The sequence below is a fragment of the Psychroflexus halocasei genome (genome assembly GCF_900107595.1).
In the GTDB taxonomy this organism is placed as follows: Bacteria; Bacteroidota; Bacteroidia; order Flavobacteriales; family Flavobacteriaceae; genus Psychroflexus; species Psychroflexus halocasei.
The window spans coordinates 207,446-233,349 of the sequence record NZ_FNQF01000003.1 but is presented as its reverse complement, the minus strand read 5'-3'; the positions used below and the strand labels follow the sequence as shown (position 1 = coordinate 233,349).

Genomic DNA, 25,904 nt, shown 5'->3' with positions numbered 1-25,904 from the left:
TCAAATATATTAAAGTATTTTAGATGGGTATTTATGATTAGAAAGTAATTCTACTTTGGTATAAATCCTTATTTTTGAAAATCAAATTTTTAAGCTAAAAAACATTGCAAGACCATATTAATCAACTTAATGAAGCTCAGCGTGCAGCCGTTTTACAAAAGGATGGCCCTATGATTGTGATTGCTGGTGCTGGTTCTGGAAAAACAAGGGTTCTCACCTTTCGTATTGCGCATTTGATGCATCAGGGTGTTGACCCTTTCAATATTTTATCATTGACTTTTACCAACAAAGCAGCACGAGAAATGAAAAATCGTATTGCTGATATTGTGGGAGGTAATGAAGCTAAAAATTTATGGATGGGAACCTTTCACTCTGTTTTTGCGAAAATTTTGCGAATTGAAGCTGATAAATTAGGCTATCCATCAAACTTTACAATTTACGATTCAAAGGATTCTCAACAATTGATGAGAACCATCATCAAAGAGATGAAACTCGATAAAGATATTTATAAATATAAACAGGTCTTATCTCGTATTTCTTCATTTAAAAACAGCTTGATTACAGTTAAGGCTTACCGTAAAGACCTAGAATTACAAGAAGCCGATGCCATGGCAAAACGCCCAAGAATGGGTGATATTTATCAAGAATATGTTGAGCGTTGTTTTAAAGCTGGCGCGATGGACTTTGATGATTTATTATTACGGACCAATGAACTTTTAACACGTTTTCCTGATGTTTTAGCCAAATACCAAAAACGTTTTAAATATATTTTGGTAGATGAGTACCAAGATACGAATCATTCTCAATATTTAATTGTGAGAGCTTTAAGTGATCGCTATCAAAACATTTGTGTTGTGGGTGATGATGCCCAAAGTATCTATGCTTTTAGAGGTGCAAATATTAATAATATTCTGAATTTTCAGCGTGATTATGATAAAGTTGAATCTTTTAGGTTAGAACAAAATTACCGTTCAACAAAAAATATTGTTGAAGCTGCGAACTCAGTGATTGACAAAAATAAAACCAAACTTGAGAAATTGGTTTGGACAGCGAATGATGAAGGTTCCAAAATTCATGTCAATCGTTTGATGAATGATGCCGAGGAAGGTCGTTTTGTTGCAAGTTCCATTATGGATAAACGCATGCAAGAAAATGCTAGAAATGGTGAATTTGCAGTTTTATATAGAACAAATGCGCAAAGCCGTGCAATAGAAGATGCTTTGCGTCGTAAAGATATTCCTTATCGAATTTATGGTGGGCTTTCTTTTTACCAACATAAAGAAATTAAAGATGTGTTGGCTTATTTAAGGTTAATCGTTAATCCGCAAGACGAGGAAGCTTTTAAACGTGTTGTCAATTTTCCCGCAAGAGGTATTGGACAAACAACGATGGATAGATTGACTTTAGCTGCCAATCATTATAAAAAATCACTCTTTGAAGTTGCTGAAAATATCCATAAAATCGATTTGAAAATAAATAAAGGAACAAAGACAAAGCTGATCAATTTTGTCAATATGCTCAAAACCTTTCAAATCGCTGCAAATGAAAAAGATGCCTTTTATCTTACCGAATTGATTATCAAAAAAACAGGTTTAATTCAAGAATACAAAAAGGATTCTTCTCCAGAAGGTATTACAAGAATTGAAAATGTTGAAGAACTTCTCAATGGTGTTCGTGATTTTGTTGAAGGTCAGAAAGAAGTTGCAGATTCTAATGCAACTTTAGCTGAATTTCTTGAAGATGTTGCGCTTGCGACGGATATGGATAAAGAGGTCGATGATGATGATCGTGTCGCTTTGATGACAATTCACTTAGCAAAAGGTCTTGAGTTTCCATACGTTTATATCGTTGGTCTTGAAGAGGATTTGTTTCCTTCTGCCATGAGTTTAAATACACGTTCAGAGCTAGAGGAGGAGAGACGTTTGTTTTATGTAGCATTGACCAGAGCTGAAAAAGAAGCTTATTTAACCTATGTGATTTCGCGTTACCGTTGGGGTAAATTAATCGATGCAGATCCGAGCCGATTTATAGAAGAAATTGATGATGATTTTTTGAACTTCATGGTTCCGAAAGATGATTATAAATTTAATTCATTCATCGATAGAGATATTTTTGATGATGATGTTGATAAGTCAAAACTAAGACAAACAAAACCTAAAAGTTCTACACCTCCGCCGAGTCACAAGCCTTCTGAAAAGCAATTGAGACGCTTAAGGAAATTAAAACCAGAAGGAGAGGATCTGTCAGGTTCTGCAAAACCTATTCAATTAAAAAGTGGGCAAAAGGTTGAGCATGCGCGTTTTGGTCGAGGAGAAGTGATTGAGGTTACGGGTGCAGGAAATGATGCTAAAGCTTCTATAAAATTTAAAACAAGCGGTGTTAAAAACTTAATACTTAAATTTGCAAAATTAAATATAATTAATTGATGCTCAGTGTTACAAAACTAATTATAGCCTTATTATCTCTTTTCAGTATAGGCTTATTATCAGCGACTTTTTTTCTAGATCCTAAATCTGAGGTGAGTCGACTTATTGAATACTATGATATTTTATTGTGTATCGTTTTCTTTGTTGATTTTTGTGTTCAGCTTTATAATGCTAAAAATCGTAAAAAGTTCTTTTTCTCTATAGGTTGGTTAGATTTAATATCATCAATACCTGTCATTCATGAGTTTAGATATGTTAGAATTTTTCGCGTTTTTAGAGTAATCAGGATTGTAAAATCTATTCGTTTATTAATCAATTTTATCAGAACTCATAAAGTTCAGAGCCTATATGGTTTTATACTTTTTATTTCTATAACAACAGTTATTTTAACTTCAACACTTGTTCTATATTTTGAAAAAGATATAGGAAATATTAAAACGGCTGAGGATGCTATTTGGTGGAGTTTTGTGTCAGTTACAACTGTAGGTTATGGCGATCATTACCCAGTAACAACCATAGGGAGAGCTCTTTCAATTGTGTTAATTTCAACAGGGATTGCATTATTTGGTGCATTAATTTCTTATATTACAACGAAGGTTGAATCAATTAAAGAGAAAGGACAATAAACACTTTATAATATGGCAGAAATTATTAAACTTTATGAAAAAAACACTTCTGAAAAACACTTACAAAAAATTGCGAAAGTTCTAAAAGAAGGAGGTGTTATTATTTATCCTACTGATACAGTTTACGGCTTAGGGTGTGATATTAAGAACAATAAAGCCCTGACAAAAGTTGCGCGTTTGAAAAATGTTAAGCTCGAAAAAGCTAACTTTTCTTTTATTTGTGAAGATTTAAGTAATCTTTCGGATTATGTTTCTCAAATACCGACAAATACTTTTAAAATTTTAAAAAGAAATTTACCTGGGCCATATACTTTTATATTGCCTGGTAACAATAACTTGCCGAATGTTTTTAAAAAGAAAAAAACTGTAGGAATACGAGTCCCAGATAATAATATCGCTCGTTCTATCGTAAAAACACTTGGCAATCCAATTGTTTCAACATCTATTTATGATGAAGATGATTTAGTAGAATACACAACTGACCCTGAGCTCATCGCAGAGAAATGGGGCGATCTTGTTGATCTTGTCATTGATGGTGGCTACGGGGATAATATGGCTTCAACAGTTATTGATTTAACTAAAGATGAACCAGAATTAATCCGTCAAGGAAAAGGTTCTGCTGAAATATAAGCTTTATCAATATTAATCTTAAATAAAAAAGCCAGTTAGAATAATTTCAACTGGCTTTTTTACTTAAACTACTTAAGGTTTATTCTTCGATTGTTGGCTTATCAACAAAAGGTTTCTCTTTTCTGTTAACCAACTCCCACGCTGTATAAAAGACTAATTTAGTTCTTTTTTCTAAAATATCATATTCTATTTTATCAACAGTGTCAGTAGGCATATGGTAGTCAGCGTGCACACCATTAAAATAAAATATGACTGGGATATCAAATTTTGCAAAATTGTAATGATCACTTCTGTAATAAAAACGATTAGGGTCATCTTCTGCATTATACTTATAATCTAAATCTAAATTTGTATAAGTTGTATTAGCATCTTCTGAAATTTGGTGTAATTCAGAACTTAAACGATCACTACCTATTAAATAAACGTAATCAGGATTATTTTTATGGGCATCATCACGTCTGCCGATCATATCAATATTGAGGTTTGCGATTGTTTTGTCAAGCGCGTAAATTGGGTTTTCTGTATAGTATTTAGAGCCTAATAAACCTTTTTCTTCACCTGTAAAGTGTAAAAATATAATTGATCTTTTTGGTCTGTGTCCTTTTAAAGCAGCTTTTTTAAAAGCTTCTGCAATTTCCATAACAGCAACTGTTCCCGAGCCATCATCATCAGCTCCGTTATAAATTTTACCATTTCTTACACCTAAGTGATCATAATGAGCAGAAATAACAATGTATTCATCAGGGATTTCCTCACCTTCAATAATGGCAATGACGTTTTCAGAATCTCCAAATCTGTCATTATAAAACGAAGAAGGAATACTCTGGAAGTATGGCGAATTGTCTCTGATGTCTCCCCCTTTAATATTTAGGCTTGAGTAGAAATTCTTTAAAAATTCTGCAGCTTTCTTTTGTCCGGGTGTCCCGGTTTCACGACCTTCAAACTCATCAGAAGCTAATACATTAAGATAATCGCTTAGGTCTGCAGCCGTGATAGATTCAGCATATACAACAGGATCTTTATCATCTGCAGGGTTTTGAGTGCTTTTGCATGAATAGCTTACGAGAGCTAACATACTTAATAGTAAAATTTTCTTCATAAGGTTTTAATGTTTTTTGCTAATATAAGTAATTTTGTTTGCGCTATTGTCTTTCATTTTTAAAAAATATATGTAATGCTAAGCTTTTGATTTCAAGCTGTTTGAGAAGATGCTGTTTTGAATGCTGTAAAAAAAATAGAAAAAACATTTTGAGAATTGAAATAACTGACTATCTTTGCAATCGCAAAACGATGCACGGAGAAATGGCAGAGTGGTCGAATGCGGCGGTCTTGAAAACCGTTGAGGGTCAAACCTCCGGGGGTTCGAATCCCTCTTTCTCCGCAAAAGAAAACCCACGATTTTATAATCGTGGGTTTTTTGTTTTCTACAAATAATTAAAATGAATTATTTATAGAAATTGAATCTTATTTAGTTTTTCTGATGTAATTCTTTTAAAAGCAGTTCAGCTACTTTTTTTGACGATGCCGGGTTTTGACCTGTAATAAGTAAACCATCTTGTATAGCATAGGCTTCAAAATCATCGACTTTGCTGTAAATAGCTCCTTTTTCTTTAAGCATGTTTTCTACTAAGAAAGGAACAACAGATGTAAGTCCTGCAGCTTCTTCTTCTGAATTGGTGAAGCCTGTCACTTTTTTTCCTTTTACCAATGCTTCGCCTGATTGATTCTTTACTTTTTTTAATGCAGCAGGGGCATGACAGACAAACGAAATTGGCTTATCTGCTTTATAGAAGTCTTCAATTAATTTTGCTGATTCTTCACTTTCGGCCAAATCCCATAAGGGGCCATGACCTCCAGGGTAAAATACAGCATCATAATCTTTAACAGATACTTCAGAAAGTTTAAGTGTAGATTTTAATTGCTTTTTTAAAGCTTCATCATTCTCATAACGCTTTGTCGATTCTGTTTGATTCTCGTCTTGTGCACTTGTTGGATCAACTGGCGGCTGACCGCCTTTTGGAGAAGCAAGAGTCGCTTTTGCACCATTGTCAATTAAATAATAATAGGGCGTTGTAAACTCTTCAATCCAGAATCCGGTTTTACGTCCGGTGTTTCCTAATTCTTCGTGTGAGGTTAAGACGATTAATATGTTTTGTTGTTTGCTATTTTTCATAAATTATTTGATTTAAAAATTATACTTTAACGATCATTTTTCCTTTGTTTTTGCCTTCAAAAAGATCTAAAAAGGCGTTTGGAATATTGTCAAAACCTTCAACAATTGTTTCTGAAAAATCGAGTTTTCCAGCTTTCAGCCATTGAGATAATTGATCCATACCTTCTGGGAATTTGTCAGAAAAATTATTGACAATAAAGCCTTGCATCAACACACTTTTTTTAATTAAAATTGGCTCAATACGAGGTCCAGTTGGTAATGAAGTACTGTTGTAAAGTGAAATTGCACCACAAACGACAATGCGTCCAAAGCGATTGATATTTGCATGAACAGCATCAGAAATTGTCCCACCGACATTATCGTAATAAACATCAACACCCTTTGGTGTTGCATCAGCAATGGCTTTGGTCATGTCTTCAGTTGTTTTGTAGTTAATCGCAGCATCAAACCCATATTTAGACTTAAGCATATCAACTTTTTCATCACTTCCAGCGATACCAATGACGCGGCAACCTAATATTTTACCAATTTGGCCGACGGTGCTTCCTACAGCACCTGCAGCACCTGATACAACAATTGTTTCACCTTCTTTTGGTTTTCCAATTTCAGTTAAGCCATGATAGGCAGTTAAACCTGTCATCCCGAGGATGCCTAAATAGGCAGACAATGGTGCTTTATCAGCATCAACTTTGAGCAAGTCTTTCCCATTATGTGTTTGCTGTTCTTTCCAATCTAACATACCAGAAACAAAATCACCTTTGGTAAAAGAATCGTTTTTTGATTCTATAACTTCAGCGATAATACCAGAATTAATAGGTTTGTTTAATTGAAAAGGTTCAATATAAGATTCCGCATCGCTCATTCTACCTCTCATGTAAGGGTCAACTGAAACATATTTAGTTTTAAGTAGAACTTCTCCATTATTCACCACAGGAATATCAGAATCCGTAAATTTAAAATCGGACTCTTGTGGTTTTCCGTTTGGTCGATTATTTAAAAGAATGGTCTTGTTCATAGAATTATATTTTTTTTGGTTTTATTTTATTCTAAATTATTAATGAATATTCATTCATTAAAGAGGTTGGTTTTTTATATTTTAATAGCATCCCATGCGCTCTGAAAAGCTTTCTGACGCATTTCATCACTGATTTTGTAATAATTTTTTTGCTGTATTGCGAGTAAAAATGACAAAGGGTAAATTGTATATGCGTAAAGAATATAGTTTGAAAGCGGCTTGACGATACCTTCATCTTTCGCTTTTTTCCATAAATCGAGTAAGGGTTGTAAATGCTTTAAACCTTCTTCTGCAATAGCATCATCAATAATTGGGGAATTGTCGCATTGAGATAAAAAAGTGGCTTCATCGATTTTATTCAATTTATAATCGGCGATATTATTCCAGATAATTTCAAAGCCTTTTTTGACGGGTAGGTCGTCTCGATAATCTTTAAAAGCATAGTCGCTGAAAGATGATTTGACTGATAAATACAGTGAGTTGATCAAATCTTGCTTATTTTCAAAGTACAAATAAATTGTTGCTGGTGCTACTTTTGCAAGTTTCGCAATCTTTGACATGGATGCCTTGTGAAACCCGTCGTTATTGACAAGATTTAAAGTGGCATCTAAAAGCGCTTTCTTTTTATCAGTGACTTTTTCCTTTTGGCTCATTTTACATTTTCTTGGGTTAATTAGATAATGCAAACATAAATAAATGAACGTTCATTCTTTTTTTAAAAGCTTACTTTTAACATCACTTTAAATAGTCATCTTTGAGAATCGGAAATGAAATATCAGTTTGTGTAATGATTTACAGAAAAGATAATTTACTAATTTATGAAGAGATTTAGAAATGACTCAGACCTGGAATTGGCTTGACTTTAAAAAATGATTAGATTTTAGAAATGACTTTTCTGAATGAATTTATCAATTAACTCCAGAATAAACTGTTTGATAATTGAAGGATAAGTTCGAAATTTTGCAAAGTCATTATTAAAAGCTTTTAAAGATTAAATGATGAATTTATTCAAATTAACGAATTTTTATAAACGGAATAGTTAAACAAAATACTTTAAAAACTATCTTTGAGAGGATTCTTAAAAACTCTCATATGGCAATTGTTGGTTCAATTATTAAAAATATTATTAATGTAACTGATACGATTACAGGTGAAAATAATCCTGCTGAAGATCAACAAAAGGTGTTAATAAAATTACTCGAAAAAGCTAAAGAGACTGCTTTTGGGAAATATTATGGATTTGAAAAAATTCTTGAAAGTGATGATGTTGAAAAAGCTTTTAGTGAAAAAGTTCCTTATTTTGATTATCATCAGATGAACGAAAAATGGTGGCACAGACTTCATGAAGGTGAAGAAGATATTAGTTGGCCTGGTGCGCCATCTTATTACGCTATAAGCTCAGGAACCACAGGTAAAACAAGCAAGAAAATTCCTGTCTCTGAAGATATGCTCGACGCTATTAAGAAATCTGGAATTAAGCAAGTGACGGCCTTAGCAAACTTCGATTTGCCATCTGATTTTTTTGAAAAAGAAATTATGATGCTTGGTAGTTCAACGAATTTAGCTCAAAAAGGTGATCATTATGAGGGTGAAATAAGTGGTATTAGCGCAAGTAATATTCCTTTTTGGTTTAGAGGATACTATAAACCTGGTGAAGAAATTGCCAAAATTGATGATTGGGATGAACGTGTGAAGCACATAGCTGAAAACGCAAAAAACTGGGATATCGGCGCTTTAAGCGGAATTCCTTCTTGGATGGAACTTATGCTGAAAGAAGTGATTGATTATCACAAAGTGGAAACGATACATGATATTTGGCCTAACCTTCAAGTTTATACATCTGGTGGTGTTGCTTTTAAGCCTTACGAAAAAAGTTTCAACGCTTTACTAAAACATCCGATCATAGTTATTGATACTTATTTAGCTTCTGAAGGATTCATAGCCTGCCAAATACGGCCAGAAACATCGGCGATGCAGTTGATTACAGATAACGGAATTTATTTTGAATTTGTTCCTTTTGAGCCAAGTTATATTCAGCAAGATGGCTCTATTTCTGAAGATGCACCAGTGGTCAGTTTTGCAGATGTTGAAGAGGGGAAAGACTATGTTTTATTGATGAGTACTGTCTCTGGTGCATGGCGATACTTAATTGGTGATACCATTGCTTTTACAGATAAAAAACGTGCTGAAATTAAAATTACTGGTCGTACAAAGTTTTTTTTAAATGTTGTTGGTTCCCAGCTTTCTGTCAATAAAATGAATGATGCCATTCAAGAATTGGAAAATAAATTCGACATTAAATTACCAGAATTTACTGTTTCTGCTGTCAAAATTGATGGTGAGTTTCATCACGTTTGGCATTTAGGAACTGATGATAAACTTGATATTAGTGAAGAAGGTTTGGCTAAAGCACTTGACGATATTTTAAAAAATGCAAATAAAAATTATAAAGTTGCACGCTCAAAAGCACTCAAAGGTGTCAAAGTAAAAGTCTTGCCAATGGAAGTTTTTTATGAGTGGAGTGGTGCCAACAAGAAAAAAGGTGGACAAGTGAAAATGGAAAAAGTGATGGGTGAAGAAAAATTTAAAGATTTTGAGGCTTTTGTCAAGAAGCAATTATCTTAAGCCTTCTTTTCTTTGATTTCCTCTTTAACCTTTTCCTCAACTTCATCAGGCTCTAAATTGTTAACAAGCTCCATGATTTCTTCAGGTGACATGTAAAGTTTTTTAATTCTGGCTTTATATTCAGAGCTAATACTCGTGTTGTTTAAAATGAAATTTTTTGTAGCTAAAATGTATTCATACATTCCATGTTCAACAGCAAAAGTATCTGCAGCTCTTTCAACTTCCTTAATATGCGCACTTGAAAACAAATATTTCAAGCCGAAAATAATCATATCAAATTTCCCTCTATCTCTGTAATCCATTACGTGACCGAGTTCATGGCCTATCCAGCCAATCATAATATCATCATCAACATCAATAACTTTAAACTCTTCACCTTCAATGTGAAATTTTTCACTGATGAGAATAACATAACTTCTACTTCCTCTGGGCTTTAAAAGGCTAGCAAATTTTGGCTGAGCCTGCATCGTTGACTTGTTAATATTTTTTTTAAACTTAAAAGTAATGGGTGTGTCTTTCAGTTCAGGGTAATATGAAAGTGCTTCTTCAACTTGAGGTTTTATAATGTTAGGAATTGTTTTATTTGTAAATTTCATGAAATGAATCTATGTTTACTTTCAATTTAAATCAAGCTAAGCAAAAAACTTATTAAAAGACTCATAAAACTTGAATTACTTCTTTAAAGTAACTTTTGGTTTGGCGACTTTTTTTATCCAGTAAAAAATAATAAATCCGCCAATGATTCCAGGTATAAACCACGCTGAGATGCCAGAAATAAAATTATTGACAACGACAAAAGCTGTTGTCGCAGATATGAAGCCACCAATCATTTTGCCAAGATGTAATTTTAACCAAGCTTTCCTTAATCTATCTGGCTTGCGATAGAGGAGAAGATCTTTTACTGAAAAAAATATGCCGACAATAGCAAAAACAACAAGAATCAAATTAATTGTTCTTGAATAAATATAAGGTAAGAAAATCATTAAAGTTCCAGTAAAAACCATCAGTACTGAAATCAGTTTATCAGCCATCAAAACAGGATTTTTCTTTTTAAAATTTAGGGCTCTTTTTCCTGTAATCACAAAGTATAAACTGAAAATACCGATAGCAAACAAAAATGGATTTTCATGATTTGGTAAAACTGAAATGATAAGCGCGCTGATTCCTGAAAGTATCATTCCATAGAAAAAAACAAGTCCTGATTTACGGTGAACATTTTTTCCTTTTTTAACGATGAGTGCTATAAAACCTGCAATCAGGGCAAAACCACCAAAGCTTGCGTGGATAATGATGAGTAAGTAAATATATTTCTCCATTCAAAATTTTCATAAAATAATCATTGATTCAATTCATCACATCTTCAGTGATCATCTCATCAATCTTGATATCATCTGAGTTATGCAAAACAGAAATATCTCCTGTGCTTTCAAAAACAACAGCTTTTACATCAGACAGTCGGTGAACATTTGCTTCTCTTAACTTTGCCATCAAGTCACTTTGGTCAACATTACATTGTTTGAGTTTGTCGTGAAAAATTTCACCATCTTTCATTAAAAACTGAGGTTTATTAGTAAAGAGTTTCTTGAAAACGTCACTCTTTCTAATCAAATATGAGAAAAGAGCTTGAAAAGCAATAATGGAAATTAATGCGAGCGCTCCTTTTAAAATGCCTTGATCTTTATTGAGAATGATACTGGCCAATATTGACCCAATGGCAATAGTTGAGGCAAAATCAAAACTTGACATTTTAGCAAATGTTCTTAAACCAAAAACTCTTGTGATTAAGATAGTAATAGCAAAAATAGCGACAACAGAGGCAATGATTAATACTGCATTTTCTAGATTCATAATATAAGATTTAAAAAAAGATGATTAAATGTACTTTTAAAATTTCAGTTGAAGATTGTTTGTACAATTATATGTTGTAAAAACTTTAATTTGAGGTTGATTTACTTCAAATATATTACCTTTTGCGCCGTTAATTTTATCATCTAATTTTGTTTTATAATCTATGTTAGAACTGAATAAATATCATTTTGTATTTACTTTTTTATGCTTATTCATAGTTCAGTCTGTTTTCTCTCAAGTCAAAGAAAAAAAGAAAGATTCAACAGACATAGTTTACGATAAAATTGAAGATTTTTCTGAAGAATCAAAAACTTCAAAATTTTTGCATCGACTTATTTTTAAATCAAACAAAAAATCTAAGAATAAAACAAAGGTGAGAGAGCGACAGGATCTTGAGCCTTATCAAGGCAAAATTATCAGAAAGATTGAAGTCGATAGCCACGATCCGTTTGGTTTTTCCTTTACAGATTCTACAAAAACAACGAGAAATTGGTTGGAACGGACAGGGAATTTACTTCACATAAAGTCTAAAGATTTTGCGATAAAGAATTACGTGATTATCAAGAAAAATCAAGCACTTGATGTTTCAAAAATTAAGGAATCTGAGCGTCTAATAAGATCTCAGAAATTTGTGAGAGATGTTGAAATCACCGTTCAACCCGTTGAGAAAAGTCAAGATTCAGTTGATGTGATTATCACTTCTTTAGACTCGTGGAGCTGGATACCCAAAGCTTCATTTTCTGGGTCAAAAATGAAAATAAAACTTACAGATTATAATTATTTAGGCTTTGGACATCAGTTTGACATCGGTATGCAAAATCGCTTCAGCTCAGGAAAAATTGCACCGCAATTCTTTTATAAACTACCAAACTTTAAGAATACTTACATCAGTTCGTATGTTGCTTATGAAGAAGACTTGATTGGGAACTACAATAAACGCTTTAATGTTGATCGAAATTTTTTCTCGCCATTTACAAAATGGGCAGCAGGTATTTATGTAGATGAACAATATAAATTAAAATTTTTGCCAGGCATGGATGTCGCTGTTGATGATCCGCAGGCTTTTAAATACAGGTCTCAGGATATTTGGGGAGGTTATTCTTTTCATTTATTTAAAGGGCAATCTGATAGAGAGCGAAAAGCAAATATTATTGCGACTTCAAGGCTTCTTCATGTTGATTACAGTGAAAAACCAAGTGCGGAATATGATAAAATCAACTTCTTTACAAGTGAAACTTTTTACTTGGGTAGCATTGGTATTTCTTCAAGACAATTTTTAGAAGATAGGTTTATTTTTAGAGATGGAATTATTGAAAACGTACCTGTTGGAGATATTTATTCGATCACACTTGGAAATCAGTATAAAAACCAAAGTAACCGATTTTACTTCGGAGCAAAAGTTGCTCATGGAAATTATTACGATTGGGGTTATTTAAATGGAAGTCTTGAATATGGAACTTTCATGAAAGGTTCAGTTCCTGAGCAATCGGCTTATGCGTTGCGTATTAATTATTTTACAAATTTGATAGAGTTGGGGCCAAAATGGCGAATGCGTCAATTTATTAAACCTCAATTTATTATTGGTAAAAACCGTTTAGATTCTTTTGGTGATCGATTAACAATTGATGAAGTGAATGATTTTGGTAATTTTTACGGCAATCAAGAAGGCTTAAAAAACAGTATTGGTATCCCTGGTTTTGATAGTGATTTGTTAGGAACTTCAAAATATGCTTTGTCTTTACAAACGCAGTTTTACTCCTCACGTGAACTTTTGGGATTTAGACTTAACCCTTATTTTAATATGAATGCAGCTATTTTGGCAGGGAATGAATCTTACAGCAGCAATAAACTTTTTTCATCTTTCAGTATCGGACTTATTTTAAGGAATGATTATTTGGTCTTTAATTCTGTTCGATTCTCCTTGTCATATTATCCTGAAATTCCAGCTGAAGGCAAAAATATTTTTAATACTGATAGTAATTATTTCGATGAAGGAGGTTTGCAAGGTTTTGAAATAGGTAAACCTTCCCCAGTTTGGTATAATTAAGTCGTCTTTAAATTATTTTAGAATTTAATTTTTGAAAATATTTTCATTATAATGTTTATCAAATTAGGAATCTTACTTATTGGTTTTACGCAAGCCAGCTTATTGCCTCACTTTATCAAAAAGGCTTTGAAGTTTGTTGATTTAGATCTGAACAAATTTACTTTGAGTTTTTTAAGCAACAAAGATCTATATGGTGATAGCTTTGTTAAAGGTTATAAGTGGCTTCTATTTGTAACGGCTTTTTTAACTTATTTTTTCTTTCTTTTACTCACTAGCTTTTATGATTTAAGAGGTTACAATCAATTAATGCAATACATTGATTTTGGATGCCTTTCCTTAGCTTCGCTAGCTTTTGTACCTCACAATATTAGGCCTTTTAGTAAAGAAGCTGTTAAAACAAATATGCAAAGGATTTTGCATAATCTTTTAGCTGTGATTGTTTTTTTATCACTACCAGGACTTATTCTGACATTTCAGTTGATTGTTTTGGCAGATTTTAAAGTTTTGGGAGTTGTAGGAACTATCATTATCGGATTAATGATGATCTTTGTCGCCCTTTCAATTATTAAAAATGGCATCAATGGGATTACAGAATTAATCTTTATTAATGGCATTAGCTTATGGACTATTTTTGTAACTATAATGACAGTTTTGGGATAGTCTTTTTATAAAACTTTTGTCATTTCAATGACAGTTCTTTCAACAGTCAAATCAGTAGTTTTTGTTTTAGATGCTTCAAATACCTTTACATTTTTGATAATCAGTTTTCTTGTGCTATTTATTCTGTAAATCCATTTTTGTGTTGAATCAGTCTGCGTATAATATAAAAGTCTAAGCTTGTCACTTTTATCTAAAGAATGCTTAGAGGAGAGAATTTCGGAAGCTTCATCATGAGAAAGAAAGCCTTTATTGATAGAAGATTTAAAATTATTAAGAGAAAGACTTTTTTCATCTGGTTCGGTATGTAACAAATCACTGAAATTATCAGGATTGATGTTCGTATTTTCGATCAGATTGGTTTCTTCGTTCTTATTATTATTTTCATGACAAGAGAATAATAGTAATATCAGACTAAAAAGTAAGGTTGTTTTCATTTTAAGATTTACTTTAATAGATCAAAGACTAACACTCACACCGCCAATAGGGCGCAAGCCGTTTGAGAATATACTCTCGTTATCTTTGTAAAGCACATTATACATTAAACCAAAGTAAACCTTAACGCGTCCGCCGCTTTGATAACCAGCGCCTAGCCACAAAGCGTTTTCATCAAAACTTGTTGAGTTTGATGTGAGTTTATTTTTTTGAGTTCCATTATAATATTCATAATGCGCTCTCAAAAATAAATTTTGAATCGCATAATAATTCAAATATGGTCCAGTGTTAAGCATGTGTTGTTTTGAGTATTTCCAGTCAGAATAACGATAACCAACCGTGATTCCACCTTCCAAACCTTCAGTGATTTTATAACCTATACTCGGTGCGATACCAAAGCCAAAATAATCGTTACTCCCAAAACTTAAACCAATATTTCCGCCAACTCGCCATCTGTTTTCCGTTTGTGATTTCGAAACATTGATTTGGCTAAAAGCTATTGTTGATGAGAATATAAGTGCAATCAATAATGAGTTTTTCATGGTGATAGGTTTGTGTTAGTTTTCTAAAGATAGAAATTATTCATAAAAAAAGGAATGCACTTAAGATACATTCCTTTAAAAGTTAATATAAATGAAATAACTTACATACGTTGTGGACTCTCAATTCCTAATAAATTCAAGTTTAAAGCAATTGTTTTTGCAACTTGATCAGCGATTGAAATTCTAAATTGTGTGACATTTTTATCCTCAATAATAATCGGTGAATTTTGATAAAATGAATTGAATAGCTTCACCAAATCATAAGTATAATTACAAATCAAGGCAGGGTTGAGTTCATCTCCAGCTTGCGCTATTGTCGATGGCAGTTTTAGCAAATGCTTGATAATATCTTTTTCTTTAAGGTCTAAAGCATTTTTGTAATCAATAACTGAAAAATCAGCGATATTTGCTTTACGTTTAAGCGACTGAATTCTCGCATGTGTGTATTGAATAAAAGGACCTGTGTTCCCTTGGAAATCTATAGATTCTTTAGGGTCAAAAAGCATATTTTTTCGAGGATCTACTTTTAAAATAAAATATTTCAATGCGCCTTTACCTATTGCTTGATAAAGCTTTTGTTTTTCTTCTTTTTCTAAATCGTCAATTTTTCCTAATTCTTCAGCAATTTCTTGAGCTGATGTTACCATTTCTTCAATAAGTTGATCAGCATCAACAACAGTTCCTTCACGGCTTTTCATTTTTCCGTCAGGAAGTTCAACCATGCCATAACTCAAATGATATAAATGTTCCGCCCAAGCAAAGCCTAATTTTTTTAGAATTAAAAACAAAACTTTAAAGTGATAATCTTGTTCATTTCCTACGGTATAAACCAAACCGTTAATCTGGAAATCTTTAACTCTTTGTATGGCTGTCCCAATGTCTTGCGTTATGTAAACCGAAGTGCCATCTGCTCTGAGCAATAGTTTCTCGTCGAGTCCGTCTTCAGAGAGATCAACCCAAATGCTACCATCTTCTTTCTTGTAGAAAATGCCATCTTTTAGACCTTTTAAAACAAACTCTTTTCCGAGGATATATGTTTCACTTTCGTAGTAGTTTTTATCAAAATCAACACCTAAATCACTGTAGGTTTTCTCAAAACCTTCATAAACCCAGTTGTTCATTTTTTGCCAAAGGGCAACTGTTTCAGTATCATTTTCTTCCCACTTTTTAAGAAGTTTTTGCGCTTCTAAAAGCAGTGGCGCTTGTTTTTTTGCTTCTTCTTCAGTGTGACCTTTCTCAATTAGTTCTTTGATTTCTACTTTGTATTTCTGATCAAAAATCACATAGTATTTTCCCACAAAGTGGTCACCTTTCATTTCTGTTGATTCAGGTGTTTCACCTTGACCAAATTTTTGCCAAGCCAACATTGATTTACAAATGTGAATTCCTCTGTCATTAATGATTTGAGTTTTGAAAACTTCTTTACCATTTGCCTTTAAGATTTCAGAAACTGAGTGACCTAAAAGATTGTTTCTAACGTGTCCTAAATGCAGAGGCTTATTAGTGTTTGGCGAGGAAAACTCAACCATCATTTTGTCAGATTTTTCATCTTTCTGCTGTGTTCCAAAATCTTGTGTTGTGATGATTTCTTCAAGCTGATTAACAAAAAATGAATTTGTAAAGCTGAGGTTTAAAAAACCTTTGATGACGTTAAATGCACAAATTTGCTCAACATCCTTAACTAAATGTTCGCCCAACTCTTCTCCAAGCTTAACGGGATTTGTTTTAACATATCTCAATAATGGAAAAACCACAAGCGTTATATCACCTTCAAATTCTTTCCGAGTTTGCTGAAATTCAAAACTTTCAACGGTAACTTCATATTTTTTTTGAAGATAATCTTTTACTGAATTTTCAATGCTATGTGTCATGTCCATAATCTTATCATTTGGCTGGCAAAGATAATCTAATTATCTACGCCATTAAAGCCATTGTTTGTTTTCTAAAATGTTTTCGGATTGCTTTTTTCGAAATTTTCAAAAGCAAAAGTTAGAGTTGTTGGTTGATTTTTAAAAGCTCCTCAACGTAGTCGCGTTTATTAGAGAGACGCGGAATTTTATGTTGTCCGCCGAGTTTATCATTTTGTCTTAACCATTCATGAAAGAGTTGTGGTTTTGCAACATTCAGTTGGAGTTTATTAAGCGTCATATTATTATAGCGTTTAGCCTCGTAATCACTATTGACTTTTTGAAGATTTAAATCTAACCGATCTCTAAATTCGTCTGGATTTTTCGGTGCTTTCCTAAATTCTATAATCCATTCATGCGCGCCTTTTGTTTTACCATCCATGAAAATTGGCGCAGCTGTAAATTCAACAATTTCAGATTGCGTTTCTTGTATAGTTTGACGGATAGCTTCTTCAGCATTTTCAATAATTAACTCCTCACCAAAAGCGTTAATATGATGCTTTGTTCTGCCAGTGACTCTTATTTTATAAGGGTTAATAGACGTAAACTTGATGGTATCTCCAATTTTATAACGCCATAAGCCTGCATTTGTCGTGATAACGATTGCGTAATTTTGGCCAACTTCAACTTCACTTAATGGAATGATTTTTTCGTCTGGCGTGCCATAAGTTTTCATCGGAATAAACTCATAAAAAATTCCGTAGTTTAACATCAGGAGTAAATCTTTTGAGTTGTTTAAATCTTGAGCAGCAAAGAAGCCTTCAGAAGCATTATAGATTTCGTAATATCTGAAATTATCTTGTTTAATAATGGAGTCATATTGCGTTTTATAAGGTTCAAAACTAACACCCCCATGAAAGTAAACTTCAAGTTCTGGCCAAACTTCACTAATTTTTGTTTTTCCTGTTTTCTCTAAAATATTATTGAGTAAAACCAACATCCAAGACGGAACTCCAGCTAAACTTGTCACGTTTTCTTTCATTGTTTCATTTACAATGGCTTCCATTTTTGTGTCCCAATCATTCATCAACGAAATTTCGTTGCTGGGCGTACTTTTGTAGTTTGCCCAAAATGGCATATTATCAATGAGTAATGCTGATAAATCGCCGTAAGACGTGCCTTTATCTTTATAAATTTCTTTACTACCACCAAGTCGTAAACTTTTACCAGTAAATAGTTTTGCATTCTCATTATTATTTAAATACATGCACAAAATATCTTTCCCGGCGGCATAGTGACACTCTTCTAAAGATTCTTGACTGACAGGAATAAATTTACTTTTAGAACTCGTTGTTCCACTTGATTTTGCAAACATCTTGATAGGCGTCGGCCAAATGATATTATTTTCGCCATTTCTGCTGCGTTCAATCGTATCTTCCAAATCTTCATAATAGGTGAGAGGCACGCGATCTGCAAAATCTTGATAACTATTGATCGATTTAAAGTCGTATTTTCTTCCGATTTCAGTATTTTTTGCAAACTGAATAAGATCAGTCAATAACTCTGTTTGAACTTCGTTTGGATATTTTACAAAAAGTTCCATTTGGTGGATTCTCTTTTTTAAAATCCAAGATGCAATTGAGTTAAAAATGGGAATTGGCATGAATTATTTTATCTTTATAACTTCGATTCTAAAGTAAGAAATCATTCGGAATTACACATTAATTAAATACAAAAAATATGATATATCGCTCTGTTCTCAGAAAAATGAGAACTTCATTAGCAGAGGAAGTCAATTACTTTCTCGATATGGATACAGACATCATTCACATGAATCAGCTTCTCAATCGTGAAATTGCTATTTACTTCGTTAAGTATGAGTGTTTAAACTGTCATAAGGCCAAAAAGATATTTCGCCAAGGCTTTTGTTACGATTGTTTTCAGGCTTCGGCTAAGGTTGGTGACTGGATCATGAAACCTGAGTTGAGTACTGCGCATCTGGATCAAGAAGATCGTGATCTTGACTACGAGAAAAAAGTGCAATTGCAACCACATATTGTTTATTTAGCAAACTCGAGTGACGTTAAAGTTGGTGTCACTAGGAAAACGCAAGTGCCAACACGTTGGATAGATCAAGGTGCGCACGAAGCTATTGAAGTTGTTGAAGTGCCAAACCGATATTTGGCTGGTCTTACCGAAGTTGCTTTAAAAGAGCATGTGGCTGATAAAACGAATTGGCGAACAATGTTGAAAAATGAAATAGAGGATAAAAACTTGGTAGATATTAAGAATCAGTTGAGAGAGTTTATTCCTGATGAAGCTCAAGAATATTTTATAGAAAATAATCAAGAAGTTGAGATTCATTTTCCAGTTTTAAATTATCCTAAAAAGTTGAAAAGTTTAAACTTGAGTAAGAAGGATAATTATAGAGGTAAACTTGTAGGAATAAAAGGTCAGTATTTAATTTTTCAAGATGATACCGTTTTTAATGTCAGAAATAACGAAGGTTTCGTTGTTGATTTAGAGTTACATTAAATCGTAAAATAATAAGAAACAGAAAAAGGCTTCAAGTTAATGAAGCCTTTTTTGTATGTTTAAAAAGCGAACTTTATAAGTTCTCTTTCTCTCTTAAAGACTGAATATATTCCGCTTTCTTCATTTGCTGTCTCTTAGCAACTGAAGGTTTTGTAAATTCTTTTTTGCTACGTAAAGTTTGTAAAACTTTAGTATCACGGAATTTTCTTTTTAATCTTTTTAAAGCGCGTTCTATTTTTTCACCGTCCTTTACTTTAACTACTAGCATATGAAAATATATTAAATCGTTTTTATCATTTTAATGGTTTGCAAATTTAGAAATAATTATCTTACAATAAAGTATTTGCGTGTTTAATTTTCATCTTTTTCTTTATTTTCCTTTTCGTCCTTTTCTTTCTTGCCAAATAAACCTTCTAAGGCTCCTTTTATCTTGTCTTTTGTTTCTTCTTTCTGTTTAGTTTTTACAGAATCTTGTTCGGTTTGCGTACTATCTTTTTTGTTGTTGAGTTTGTCATTCAAGAAATCTTTGATTTTGTCTTCAGCTTTATCTTTCAATTTACCTTTTTGTTCTTCAACGATTTTATTTTTTAAATCATTGATGGCTGTTTTCATGTTGAGGTTAATTTTAGGACTATTGTATTGTCCGCTTAAACTAATTGGTAAATCAATTTTGAAGTCTTTCAGCTCTTGACCGCTTAAATTTGCTAACTGTCCGCCAAGTTTGTCTCCCAAATATTTAGCAGGGATATCCAAGTCTAAATTATAGTTAATACTTTTATCAAAGCCTTGTTCACCCTGAACATTAACCTGAATGTCTTCAATGTTAAAATCAAATGGTTTTGTTTTGATTTTACCATCATTGAATTCCAACATTGCGCTGAGATCTTTCAATTTTTTGTTTCCTAGATTGACATTTTCTAATCGATTAGAAATTCCACTGATTAATTTAGATTGTTCGGTGTGTACCTCAGCATTGAGAACGTCAGCAGCAACTTGACCGGCTAAACTACTGAAGTCTAAGCTTAAATCTTTATTGATTAAACCGCTGAAATCAATTTTTAAATTCATTTGACCCGTTAAAGCTTCAGCAATAGGCGCGACATTTTGAAGTAGATGTAGATCTTTAAAAGTATTTTGGATATCAATTAAATCTAAATCTAATTTGACATCAAACTGAGGTTTGTTTGATTTTGTTGAAACTAATCCATCAAGCATGATATTTCCTCCAAAAATTCGAGCATTTATTTTTTCTAAATTAACTGCTTCATTTCTGATGCTTAAAGCGCCTTTAACATTATCTAAATTAAGATTATCATACTGAACTTTTTTTGCATCAAAGTTTAAAACAATGTCTAAAAAGTCAGGTACTTTAAATGCAGTTTGTCCTTGATTTGTTGTTTTTGGTTGATCAGTTTCTTCTTCTTTTGAAGTCTCATTTTGTTCTTCTTCAGTTTCTTCAACTAAGAAATCACTTACAACAAAATTGTTTGACTGCGCATTGAAGTTTCCTTTTAAAACGCCATCTGAAAATACAAATGCCATTAAATTCTTCAGTTCTCCTTTTGCATTAAGATCACTTTGTCCTGTCTTGATATCTAAGTTTTCGAGCTGTATTTGATTTTTATTAAACCTAATAGCTATTTGACTAAGCTTTAATTCGTGCGGAAAAGCTTCATCAACATAGTTGAAGTTGTCTAGGCTTAAATGCCCGTTGATGTTTAAGTTATTGTAATTTTCTTGACTAACTTGCTCTACATTGGCGCGTCCTGCAAGTTCTGCTTTTAGATGTCCGTTAAGGTCTTGCTCAATATCAACTGGGTAAGCTTGCTTAATATTTGCAAGATTAATATTTCCGTCAACATCAAAATCAACAATCATGTCATTCATCAAGTCTGTGACTTTTAATTGTCCTTTAAAGTAGTCTTGCGCAATATTAAATGCAAATTGTTTGACGTCTATATAAGTGTCTTCAACTTTACCAGAGTCATTAATAATTTCAACATTTACATGAATATTATCAATAGATTTAGGTAAATCAGCGTATTTTACTTTTGCGTTTTCGCTATAACCTTTAATGTTGATTTTCGGAATATTTTCATCATCTACACGACCTTTAATAGAACCGTTTAATTCAAAATCTCCAGAGGTGTCAACACCTTCAAGGTTGCCAGCATAAGCCTTTGGTACCAGACCTAAAAAGTTTTTAAAACTTGAAGTTGGCATACTAAAGCTAACATCAATATCTTGGTAGTCATCAAAAATCTGAACATAGCCTTCAAAATTTAAAGGCAACTGATTAATCATCGCTTTATTTTCGAGGAAACTAAACTTCATTTGATCGAAATCTATTTCTAAATCTGCGGCTAAATCAATCGAGTTGTCACTCAAATATTCAACTTCATCAAAAACAAAGGTCACAAGGGAGTTTGTTTGAGTTTCTAAAGTTGTTTTATTGGCTTCAAGGTCACCGCTACCATGGTGATTGAAGTCATTTAATTTCAGGTAAGTTTTAGCAGATTTATCATCGTAAATAATTGTTGAATTATTTATTTTATAAGATTGCAAAGCCAATTGCATTCCACCTGATTCCTCATTGACCTCCTCTTTAGGCTGCTCAGTTGTTTCCTTAGCAATATCGTAATTTGCAGCGCCATCTTCATTCACTTTAATGTTGATTAAAGCGCCATCAAGTGAGAAGTTGTCAATCTTGATTGGATCAGATTTGAAGAGTTGAAGTATACCTAAATTTAAATTAATCTGCTCACTGTTTACCAAAGTGTCACCATCAAAAGGAGCTTTGTTAATAACTTTTAAATCAGTTAATTGAACACTCGCATCAGGGAAGCTTCTGAAAAGACTCAAGTCGAGTTCATTCCAATCAACTGTTGCATTTACATTTTTATTAATGACTTTTTTGATTTCAGATTCAATCTGGTCTTCAAAAATAATCGGCGTTAAAACTAAGGCAGCAACCAAAACGAGAATGATTATACCAAAAATTTTGAGGAATTTTTTCATGATAAATTTACTTTTTTAATATTTCATAATTAAGCTCTTCATGAGCCTTGAGGTTAAATTTTTTTCTAAACAAATAAACACTTAAATATAAGAAAGGCGTGTCAATTGCGGCAATGATTACTTTGAATAAAAATCCGCTAAGCAACAGTCCGCCAAACAAAGACCAATCTATTTTACCAAACAAAGAAAGCAAAAATAAAACAGTTGCTGTATCAACAAATTGCGAAGTGAAAGTTGAAAAGTTATTACGTAACCACAAATGCTTTCCTTTTGTCAATTTTTTCCAGAAATGATATAAATAAATATCAATATACTGAGCTAATAGGTAAGATGCCATGGAGGCGAAAATTGCGATTCCAGTTGCACCAAATACTTTATGAAAAGTCTCGTCGCCAACTGGACTCCATGCTGTTGCTGTTGCTGCATCTGAAACTAAAATAATAAGTAAAGAGAATAATGAAGCAAAAATACCAGCAGTCACAACTTGGTTGGCCTTGCGTTTGCCATAAATCTCACTTATCGTATCTGTGACTAAAAATGTGATTGGATAAGGCAAAATACCCACAGAGATTTCAAATGTGTACAATCCAAAAAAATCATATTGAAAGAATTTTTGAAAAATTAAATTTGAAGCAACTAATGAAGAGATAAATAGGGCAGCTAAAATTAAGTAGGTGCGTTCGGCAGAAAGTTTTTGTTTTAGGGTCAAAAGTTTTGATGTTGATGTTTATCTTTGTTCGAAAAATTGATAATAATTACAGCTTGTGCAAATTATGAATTTGTTCAGCTTTTTGTACTAAACTTTTCTTAACTTTTGGATAAAAATCGACTGGCTTATATTGCTATTGGTAGTAATCAAGGGAACAAACTTGGCTATTTACAAAAGGCAATCTCGGAAATATATACACATATTGGTGATGTTCTTCGCGTTTCAAAAGTTTATGATACACCAGCTTGGGGATTTGAGGGAGAAAATTTTTACAATGCTTGCCTTGAAATTAGAACACGATTTTCAGCTGAAGATTTACTTGAAAAACTTCTTTCAATCGAGCTTTCAATGGGTCGTAAGCGCATCAGCAATTCTTACGCAAGCAGACCTATAGACTTAGATATTGTTTTTTATGAAAACGAAAAGATAGAAACTTCAAGCTTGCAAGTACCACATCCGCGCTTAGCTGAACGTAAATTTGTGCTTTATCCATTAGCTGATTTGATTCCTGATTTTGAGCACCCAATATTGAAATTAACTATTGAAAGCTTAAAGAATTCAACACTTGATGATTCAGAAATCACAATAAGTTCAGATGAATTAAAACCTGAATATAACCAGCTGAAACATTTGAATTTTTTAGCGATAGAAGGAAACATTGGTTCAGGAAAAACAAGTTTGTCAACAATGATTTCTGAGGATTTTAATGCCAAATTGATTCTTGAACGATTTAAGGACAATGCGTTTTTACCAAAATTTTATGAAGATCAAAAACGCTATGCTTTTTCTTTAGAAATGTCTTTTTTGGCAGATCGACATCAACAAATTTTAGATGATATTTCACAATTTGATTTGTTTAGTGATTTTGTTGTCGCTGATTATGATGTCCATAAATCTTTAATTTTCGCAAAAGTGACTTTAGAAGATGACGAGTTTAATTTATATAGAAAAATCTTTAAAGTGATGTATAGCGAAGTTCCAAAACCAGACCTGTATGTTTATTTGTATCGCAGCACTTCTCAACTTTTAAAAAATATTAAAAAAAGGGGTCGTGAATATGAACAAAATATAGCGCCAGATTATTTAGAAAAAATTAACCATGGCTATTTAGAATTTATAAAAAATCAAAGAGATTTAAAAGTGAAGTTAATAGACATGGCAGAAGTTGATTTCGTCAATAATCGACAAGATTATAATGAAATGATCAAAATAATTAATAACTCAATTGCATAAATTAATAAAAATGAAAGAAGGACTATACGCAAATTTTAAAACTAATAAAGGTGATATTCTTGTTGAACTTACATTTAAAAAAACACCAGGAACTGTTGCTAACTTTGTAGGATTGGCAGAAGGTAAAATCGAAAATGATGCTAAAGCTTTAGGAGAACCTTATTATGATGGGCTTAAGTTTCATCGTGTGATTCAAGATTTCATGATACAAGGTGGTGATCCTGCAGGTAACGGAACGGGTGGACCTGGATACAATTTTGAAGATGAATTTCATGAAGATTTAAAACACAATAGAGGTGGTGTTTTATCAATGGCAAATGCTGGGCCAGGTACAAATGGGAGTCAGTTTTTTATCACGCATAACGAAACACCTTGGTTAGATGGAAAACATGCTGTTTTTGGCTATGTAGAAGAAGGTCAAGATGTTGTTGATAAAATTCAGCAAGGAGATAAAATTGAAACACTTGAAATTATCAGAAAAGGTGACGCTGCTGAATCTTTTGATGCAGTAGAGGTGTTTAAAAAATTTAATTCTGCCAAAGCAGAAAGAGAAGCAAAAGCTAAGGCAGCACTTGAAGATAAAGTAAAAGCCTTGGTTGATGAGAGCTATAAAAAAACAGATTCAGGACTTTACTATAAAGTTTTAAATGAAGGAAAAGGCGATCAATTGAAAGCTGGAGAGTCTGTTAATATTCATTACACAGGAAAATTGAGTACAGGTCAGGTTTTTGATTCTTCAATTGAAAGAAAGCAACCTATCAATTTCGTTTTAGGTCAAGGACAAGTGATCTCAGGTTGGGATGAAGGTCTGCAGTTACTATCAAAAGGCGCAAAAGCTCAGTTTGTCATTCCGCCACATTTGGCATACGGTGAACGTGATATTCCTGGCGTTATTCCTGCCAATTCAATTTTGATTTTTGATGTTGAAGTGGTGTAGTTCTAGTTAGCTTTAAAGCATAAAAAAACCGTCTTCATTAGAGTTAAAGACGGTTTTTTGATTTACTTCTTATCCTCTTCTTGAGGAGGGTATTGAGCGATGATTTCATGAACAATTTCACTAATTCGCTCAGTTTTCTTATTTGAATCGGTTTCTAAATAACCTTTTCCCATTCCTTGCCAAATCAATTGATTGGTTTCTCGATCAATCACATCAATATAAAGTGTTCCTTCTGTGCTACTCGTAATTGTGTTTTGATGCCCGTAATAGTATGGACTCCAACCCCACGTATAACCATAATTATTTTGATAAACATTAATTTCTTCACGTGATTCAGTGAAAAAACTGATTAAAAAATCTGGGTTCTCTGATTTAGTAAAACCTTTGGCTCTAAGTTCTAAATCAATGGCACGTAAAACTCTTTTTTTATCAAGATCTGAAATTTTAGCCTCATCAATGCCTGGTTTGTAAAATGCAAAAGTATTGTATTTGTCAAAGTCAGCTTCTTTATCGTAATCTGTTGCAACCTTCACACTGCTACATGAAGATAATATTGCAATAAAAGTAAATAAGCTGAGTAATTTTAAAGCTTTCATAATAA

The 25,904-nt window shown here is 32.7% G+C and carries 24 protein-coding genes and 1 tRNA gene; 10 read left to right on the top strand and 15 right to left on the bottom strand.

The genetic code is table 11. The annotated features are described in order from the left end of the window. Positions 1-104: 104 nt before the first annotated feature. Genes BLV84_RS05235 through BLV84_RS05225 form a run of 3 tightly spaced genes read left to right on the top strand, consistent with a single transcriptional unit; the run spans position 105 to position 3,682 of the window. On the top strand, positions 105-2,426 hold the full coding sequence (locus BLV84_RS05235; RefSeq protein WP_093240905.1) for an ATP-dependent helicase: 2,322 nt from the start codon (positions 105-107) through the stop codon (positions 2,424-2,426). Then, on the top strand, positions 2,426-3,052 hold the full coding sequence (locus tag BLV84_RS05230) for a potassium channel family protein (RefSeq protein WP_093240900.1): 627 nt from the start codon (positions 2,426-2,428) through the stop codon (positions 3,050-3,052). Before BLV84_RS05235 ends, BLV84_RS05230 begins: the two co-directional genes overlap by 1 nt. A gap of 12 nt (positions 3,053-3,064) precedes the next feature. Next, entirely contained in the window at positions 3,065-3,682 is a 618-nt protein-coding gene (locus BLV84_RS05225) for an L-threonylcarbamoyladenylate synthase (RefSeq protein WP_093240895.1), read from the top strand. Between the two features lie 79 nt (positions 3,683-3,761). On the opposite strand, the gene BLV84_RS05220 is transcribed toward BLV84_RS05225, so the two are convergent. Continuing rightward, positions 3,762-4,781, bottom strand: a complete 1,020-nt coding sequence (locus BLV84_RS05220) for a M28 family metallopeptidase (RefSeq protein WP_093240890.1) — start codon at positions 4,779-4,781, stop codon at positions 3,762-3,764. 197 nt (positions 4,782-4,978) lie between these two features. Between BLV84_RS05220 and BLV84_RS05215 the strand changes: the two genes are divergently transcribed. Then, positions 4,979-5,063: transfer RNA gene (locus BLV84_RS05215), tRNA-Ser, on the top strand. A gap of 87 nt (positions 5,064-5,150) precedes the next feature. Here BLV84_RS05215 and BLV84_RS05210 read toward each other — a convergent pair. The 3 genes from BLV84_RS05210 to BLV84_RS05200 form a co-directional block, all read right to left on the bottom strand. Beyond that, positions 5,151-5,855, bottom strand: a complete 705-nt coding sequence (locus BLV84_RS05210; RefSeq protein ID WP_093240885.1) for a type 1 glutamine amidotransferase domain-containing protein — start codon at positions 5,853-5,855, stop codon at positions 5,151-5,153. Between the two features lie 19 nt (positions 5,856-5,874). After that, positions 5,875-6,870 (bottom strand): NADP-dependent oxidoreductase, encoded by a 996-nt coding sequence (locus BLV84_RS05205; RefSeq protein ID WP_093240881.1) that lies wholly within the window; start codon positions 6,868-6,870, stop codon positions 5,875-5,877. A 74-nt stretch (positions 6,871-6,944) separates the two neighbouring features. Then, entirely contained in the window at positions 6,945-7,523 is a 579-nt protein-coding gene (locus tag BLV84_RS05200) for a TetR/AcrR family transcriptional regulator (RefSeq protein ID WP_093240878.1), read from the bottom strand. Between the two features lie 439 nt (positions 7,524-7,962). Between BLV84_RS05200 and BLV84_RS05195 the strand changes: the two genes are divergently transcribed. Then, entirely contained in the window at positions 7,963-9,495 is a 1,533-nt protein-coding gene (locus BLV84_RS05195; RefSeq protein WP_093240875.1) for a GH3 family acyl-acid amido synthetase, read from the top strand. Here the strand turns inward: BLV84_RS05195 and BLV84_RS05190 are convergent. From BLV84_RS05190 to BLV84_RS05180, 3 genes are all read right to left on the bottom strand, one after another. After that, positions 9,492-10,091, bottom strand: coding sequence for a hypothetical protein (locus BLV84_RS05190; RefSeq protein ID WP_093240871.1), 600 nt, complete (start codon positions 10,089-10,091; stop codon positions 9,492-9,494). The genes BLV84_RS05195 and BLV84_RS05190 overlap by 4 nt on opposite strands. Before the next feature lie 75 nt (positions 10,092-10,166). After that, positions 10,167-10,811 (bottom strand): DUF2306 domain-containing protein, encoded by a 645-nt coding sequence (locus BLV84_RS05185; RefSeq protein ID WP_093240866.1) that lies wholly within the window; start codon positions 10,809-10,811, stop codon positions 10,167-10,169. Positions 10,812-10,839: 28 nt separating this feature from the next. Next, positions 10,840-11,343, bottom strand: a complete 504-nt coding sequence (locus BLV84_RS05180; protein ID WP_093240863.1) for a DUF421 domain-containing protein — start codon at positions 11,341-11,343, stop codon at positions 10,840-10,842. 163 nt (positions 11,344-11,506) lie between these two features. Between BLV84_RS05180 and BLV84_RS05175 the strand changes: the two genes are divergently transcribed. Together BLV84_RS05175 and BLV84_RS05170 are read left to right on the top strand one after the other, a co-directional pair. After that, complete coding sequence (locus BLV84_RS05175; RefSeq protein WP_234953099.1) at positions 11,507-13,390, top strand: BamA/TamA family outer membrane protein; 1,884 nt, start codon at positions 11,507-11,509, stop codon at positions 13,388-13,390. Between the two features lie 51 nt (positions 13,391-13,441). Next, positions 13,442-14,050 carry a hypothetical protein gene (locus tag BLV84_RS05170; RefSeq protein WP_093240858.1) on the top strand — a complete coding sequence of 203 codons (609 nt, stop codon included), beginning with the start codon at positions 13,442-13,444 and terminating at the stop codon, positions 14,048-14,050. 5 nt (positions 14,051-14,055) lie between these two features. On the opposite strand, the gene BLV84_RS05165 is transcribed toward BLV84_RS05170, so the two are convergent. The 4 genes from BLV84_RS05165 to BLV84_RS05150 form a co-directional block, all read right to left on the bottom strand. After that, positions 14,056-14,484 carry a hypothetical protein gene (locus tag BLV84_RS05165; protein ID WP_093240854.1) on the bottom strand — a complete coding sequence of 143 codons (429 nt, stop codon included), beginning with the start codon at positions 14,482-14,484 and terminating at the stop codon, positions 14,056-14,058. A 21-nt stretch (positions 14,485-14,505) separates the two neighbouring features. Continuing rightward, positions 14,506-15,024 (bottom strand): hypothetical protein, encoded by a 519-nt coding sequence (locus tag BLV84_RS05160; RefSeq protein WP_093240851.1) that lies wholly within the window; start codon positions 15,022-15,024, stop codon positions 14,506-14,508. Between the two features lie 101 nt (positions 15,025-15,125). After that, positions 15,126-16,901 (bottom strand): arginine--tRNA ligase, encoded by a 1,776-nt coding sequence (gene argS, locus BLV84_RS05155; protein ID WP_093240847.1) that lies wholly within the window; start codon positions 16,899-16,901, stop codon positions 15,126-15,128. A gap of 112 nt (positions 16,902-17,013) precedes the next feature. Beyond that, complete coding sequence (locus tag BLV84_RS05150; RefSeq protein WP_093240844.1) at positions 17,014-18,534, bottom strand: GH3 auxin-responsive promoter family protein; 1,521 nt, start codon at positions 18,532-18,534, stop codon at positions 17,014-17,016. A gap of 77 nt (positions 18,535-18,611) precedes the next feature. Between BLV84_RS05150 and BLV84_RS05145 the strand changes: the two genes are divergently transcribed. After that, positions 18,612-19,406, top strand: coding sequence for a DUF2797 domain-containing protein (locus tag BLV84_RS05145; protein WP_093240841.1), 795 nt, complete (start codon positions 18,612-18,614; stop codon positions 19,404-19,406). A gap of 73 nt (positions 19,407-19,479) precedes the next feature. On the opposite strand, the gene rpsU is transcribed toward BLV84_RS05145, so the two are convergent. The 3 genes from rpsU to BLV84_RS05130 all read right to left on the bottom strand — a co-directional run bounded on the left by rpsU (position 19,480) and on the right by BLV84_RS05130 (position 23,133). Then, the gene (gene rpsU, locus BLV84_RS05140) at positions 19,480-19,674 is read right to left on the bottom strand and encodes a 30S ribosomal protein S21 (protein ID WP_093240838.1); all 195 of its coding nucleotides are present in this window, start codon (positions 19,672-19,674) and stop codon (positions 19,480-19,482) included. A gap of 83 nt (positions 19,675-19,757) precedes the next feature. Then, positions 19,758-22,424: an AsmA family protein gene (locus tag BLV84_RS05135; protein WP_093240833.1), complete on the bottom strand. Its 2,667-nt coding sequence runs from the start codon at positions 22,422-22,424 to the stop codon at positions 19,758-19,760. A 7-nt stretch (positions 22,425-22,431) separates the two neighbouring features. Beyond that, positions 22,432-23,133 carry a queuosine precursor transporter gene (locus tag BLV84_RS05130; protein WP_093240830.1) on the bottom strand — a complete coding sequence of 234 codons (702 nt, stop codon included), beginning with the start codon at positions 23,131-23,133 and terminating at the stop codon, positions 22,432-22,434. A gap of 105 nt (positions 23,134-23,238) precedes the next feature. Here BLV84_RS05130 and folK point away from each other — a divergent pair, with 105 nt between their 5' ends. Then, positions 23,239-24,366 (top strand): 2-amino-4-hydroxy-6-hydroxymethyldihydropteridine diphosphokinase, encoded by a 1,128-nt coding sequence (gene folK, locus BLV84_RS05125; RefSeq protein WP_093240826.1) that lies wholly within the window; start codon positions 23,239-23,241, stop codon positions 24,364-24,366. A gap of 10 nt (positions 24,367-24,376) precedes the next feature. Further along, entirely contained in the window at positions 24,377-25,303 is a 927-nt protein-coding gene (locus tag BLV84_RS05120; protein WP_093240821.1) for a peptidylprolyl isomerase, read from the top strand. Between the two features lie 62 nt (positions 25,304-25,365). On the opposite strand, the gene BLV84_RS05115 is transcribed toward BLV84_RS05120, so the two are convergent. Next, complete coding sequence (locus BLV84_RS05115; protein ID WP_093240816.1) at positions 25,366-25,899, bottom strand: DUF4136 domain-containing protein; 534 nt, start codon at positions 25,897-25,899, stop codon at positions 25,366-25,368. Positions 25,900-25,904: the final 5 nt, after the last annotated feature.

Bases quoted from the DNA above. Each gene is read 5' to 3' on its own strand.
- BLV84_RS05230 (WP_093240900.1), top strand. From the start codon at position 2,426: ATGCTCAGTGTTACAAAACTAATTATAGCCTTATTATCTCTTTTCAGT.
- BLV84_RS05225 (WP_093240895.1), top strand. From the start codon at position 3,065: ATGGCAGAAATTATTAAACTTTATGAAAAAAACACTTCTGAAAAACAC.
- BLV84_RS05220 (WP_093240890.1), bottom strand. From the start codon at position 4,781: ATGAAGAAAATTTTACTATTAAGTATGTTAGCTCTCGTAAGCTATTCA.
- BLV84_RS05210 (WP_093240885.1), bottom strand. From the start codon at position 5,855: ATGAAAAATAGCAAACAACAAAACATATTAATCGTCTTAACCTCACAC.
- BLV84_RS05205 (WP_093240881.1), bottom strand. From the start codon at position 6,870: ATGAACAAGACCATTCTTTTAAATAATCGACCAAACGGAAAACCACAA.
- BLV84_RS05200 (WP_093240878.1), bottom strand. From the start codon at position 7,523: ATGAGCCAAAAGGAAAAAGTCACTGATAAAAAGAAAGCGCTTTTAGAT.
- BLV84_RS05195 (WP_093240875.1), top strand. From the start codon at position 7,963: ATGGCAATTGTTGGTTCAATTATTAAAAATATTATTAATGTAACTGAT.
- BLV84_RS05190 (WP_093240871.1), bottom strand. From the start codon at position 10,091: ATGAAATTTACAAATAAAACAATTCCTAACATTATAAAACCTCAAGTT.
- BLV84_RS05185 (WP_093240866.1), bottom strand. From the start codon at position 10,811: ATGGAGAAATATATTTACTTACTCATCATTATCCACGCAAGCTTTGGT.
- BLV84_RS05180 (WP_093240863.1), bottom strand. From the start codon at position 11,343: ATGAATCTAGAAAATGCAGTATTAATCATTGCCTCTGTTGTCGCTATT.
- BLV84_RS05175 (WP_234953099.1), top strand. From the start codon at position 11,507: ATGTTAGAACTGAATAAATATCATTTTGTATTTACTTTTTTATGCTTA.
- BLV84_RS05170 (WP_093240858.1), top strand. From the start codon at position 13,442: ATGTTTATCAAATTAGGAATCTTACTTATTGGTTTTACGCAAGCCAGC.
- BLV84_RS05165 (WP_093240854.1), bottom strand. From the start codon at position 14,484: ATGAAAACAACCTTACTTTTTAGTCTGATATTACTATTATTCTCTTGT.
- BLV84_RS05160 (WP_093240851.1), bottom strand. From the start codon at position 15,024: ATGAAAAACTCATTATTGATTGCACTTATATTCTCATCAACAATAGCT.
- argS (WP_093240847.1), bottom strand. From the start codon at position 16,901: ATGGACATGACACATAGCATTGAAAATTCAGTAAAAGATTATCTTCAA.
- BLV84_RS05150 (WP_093240844.1), bottom strand. From the start codon at position 18,534: ATGCCAATTCCCATTTTTAACTCAATTGCATCTTGGATTTTAAAAAAG.
- BLV84_RS05145 (WP_093240841.1), top strand. From the start codon at position 18,612: ATGATATATCGCTCTGTTCTCAGAAAAATGAGAACTTCATTAGCAGAG.
- rpsU (WP_093240838.1), bottom strand. From the start codon at position 19,674: ATGCTAGTAGTTAAAGTAAAGGACGGTGAAAAAATAGAACGCGCTTTA.
- BLV84_RS05135 (WP_093240833.1), bottom strand. From the start codon at position 22,424: ATGAAAAAATTCCTCAAAATTTTTGGTATAATCATTCTCGTTTTGGTT.
- BLV84_RS05120 (WP_093240821.1), top strand. From the start codon at position 24,377: ATGAAAGAAGGACTATACGCAAATTTTAAAACTAATAAAGGTGATATT.
- BLV84_RS05115 (WP_093240816.1), bottom strand. From the start codon at position 25,899: ATGAAAGCTTTAAAATTACTCAGCTTATTTACTTTTATTGCAATATTA.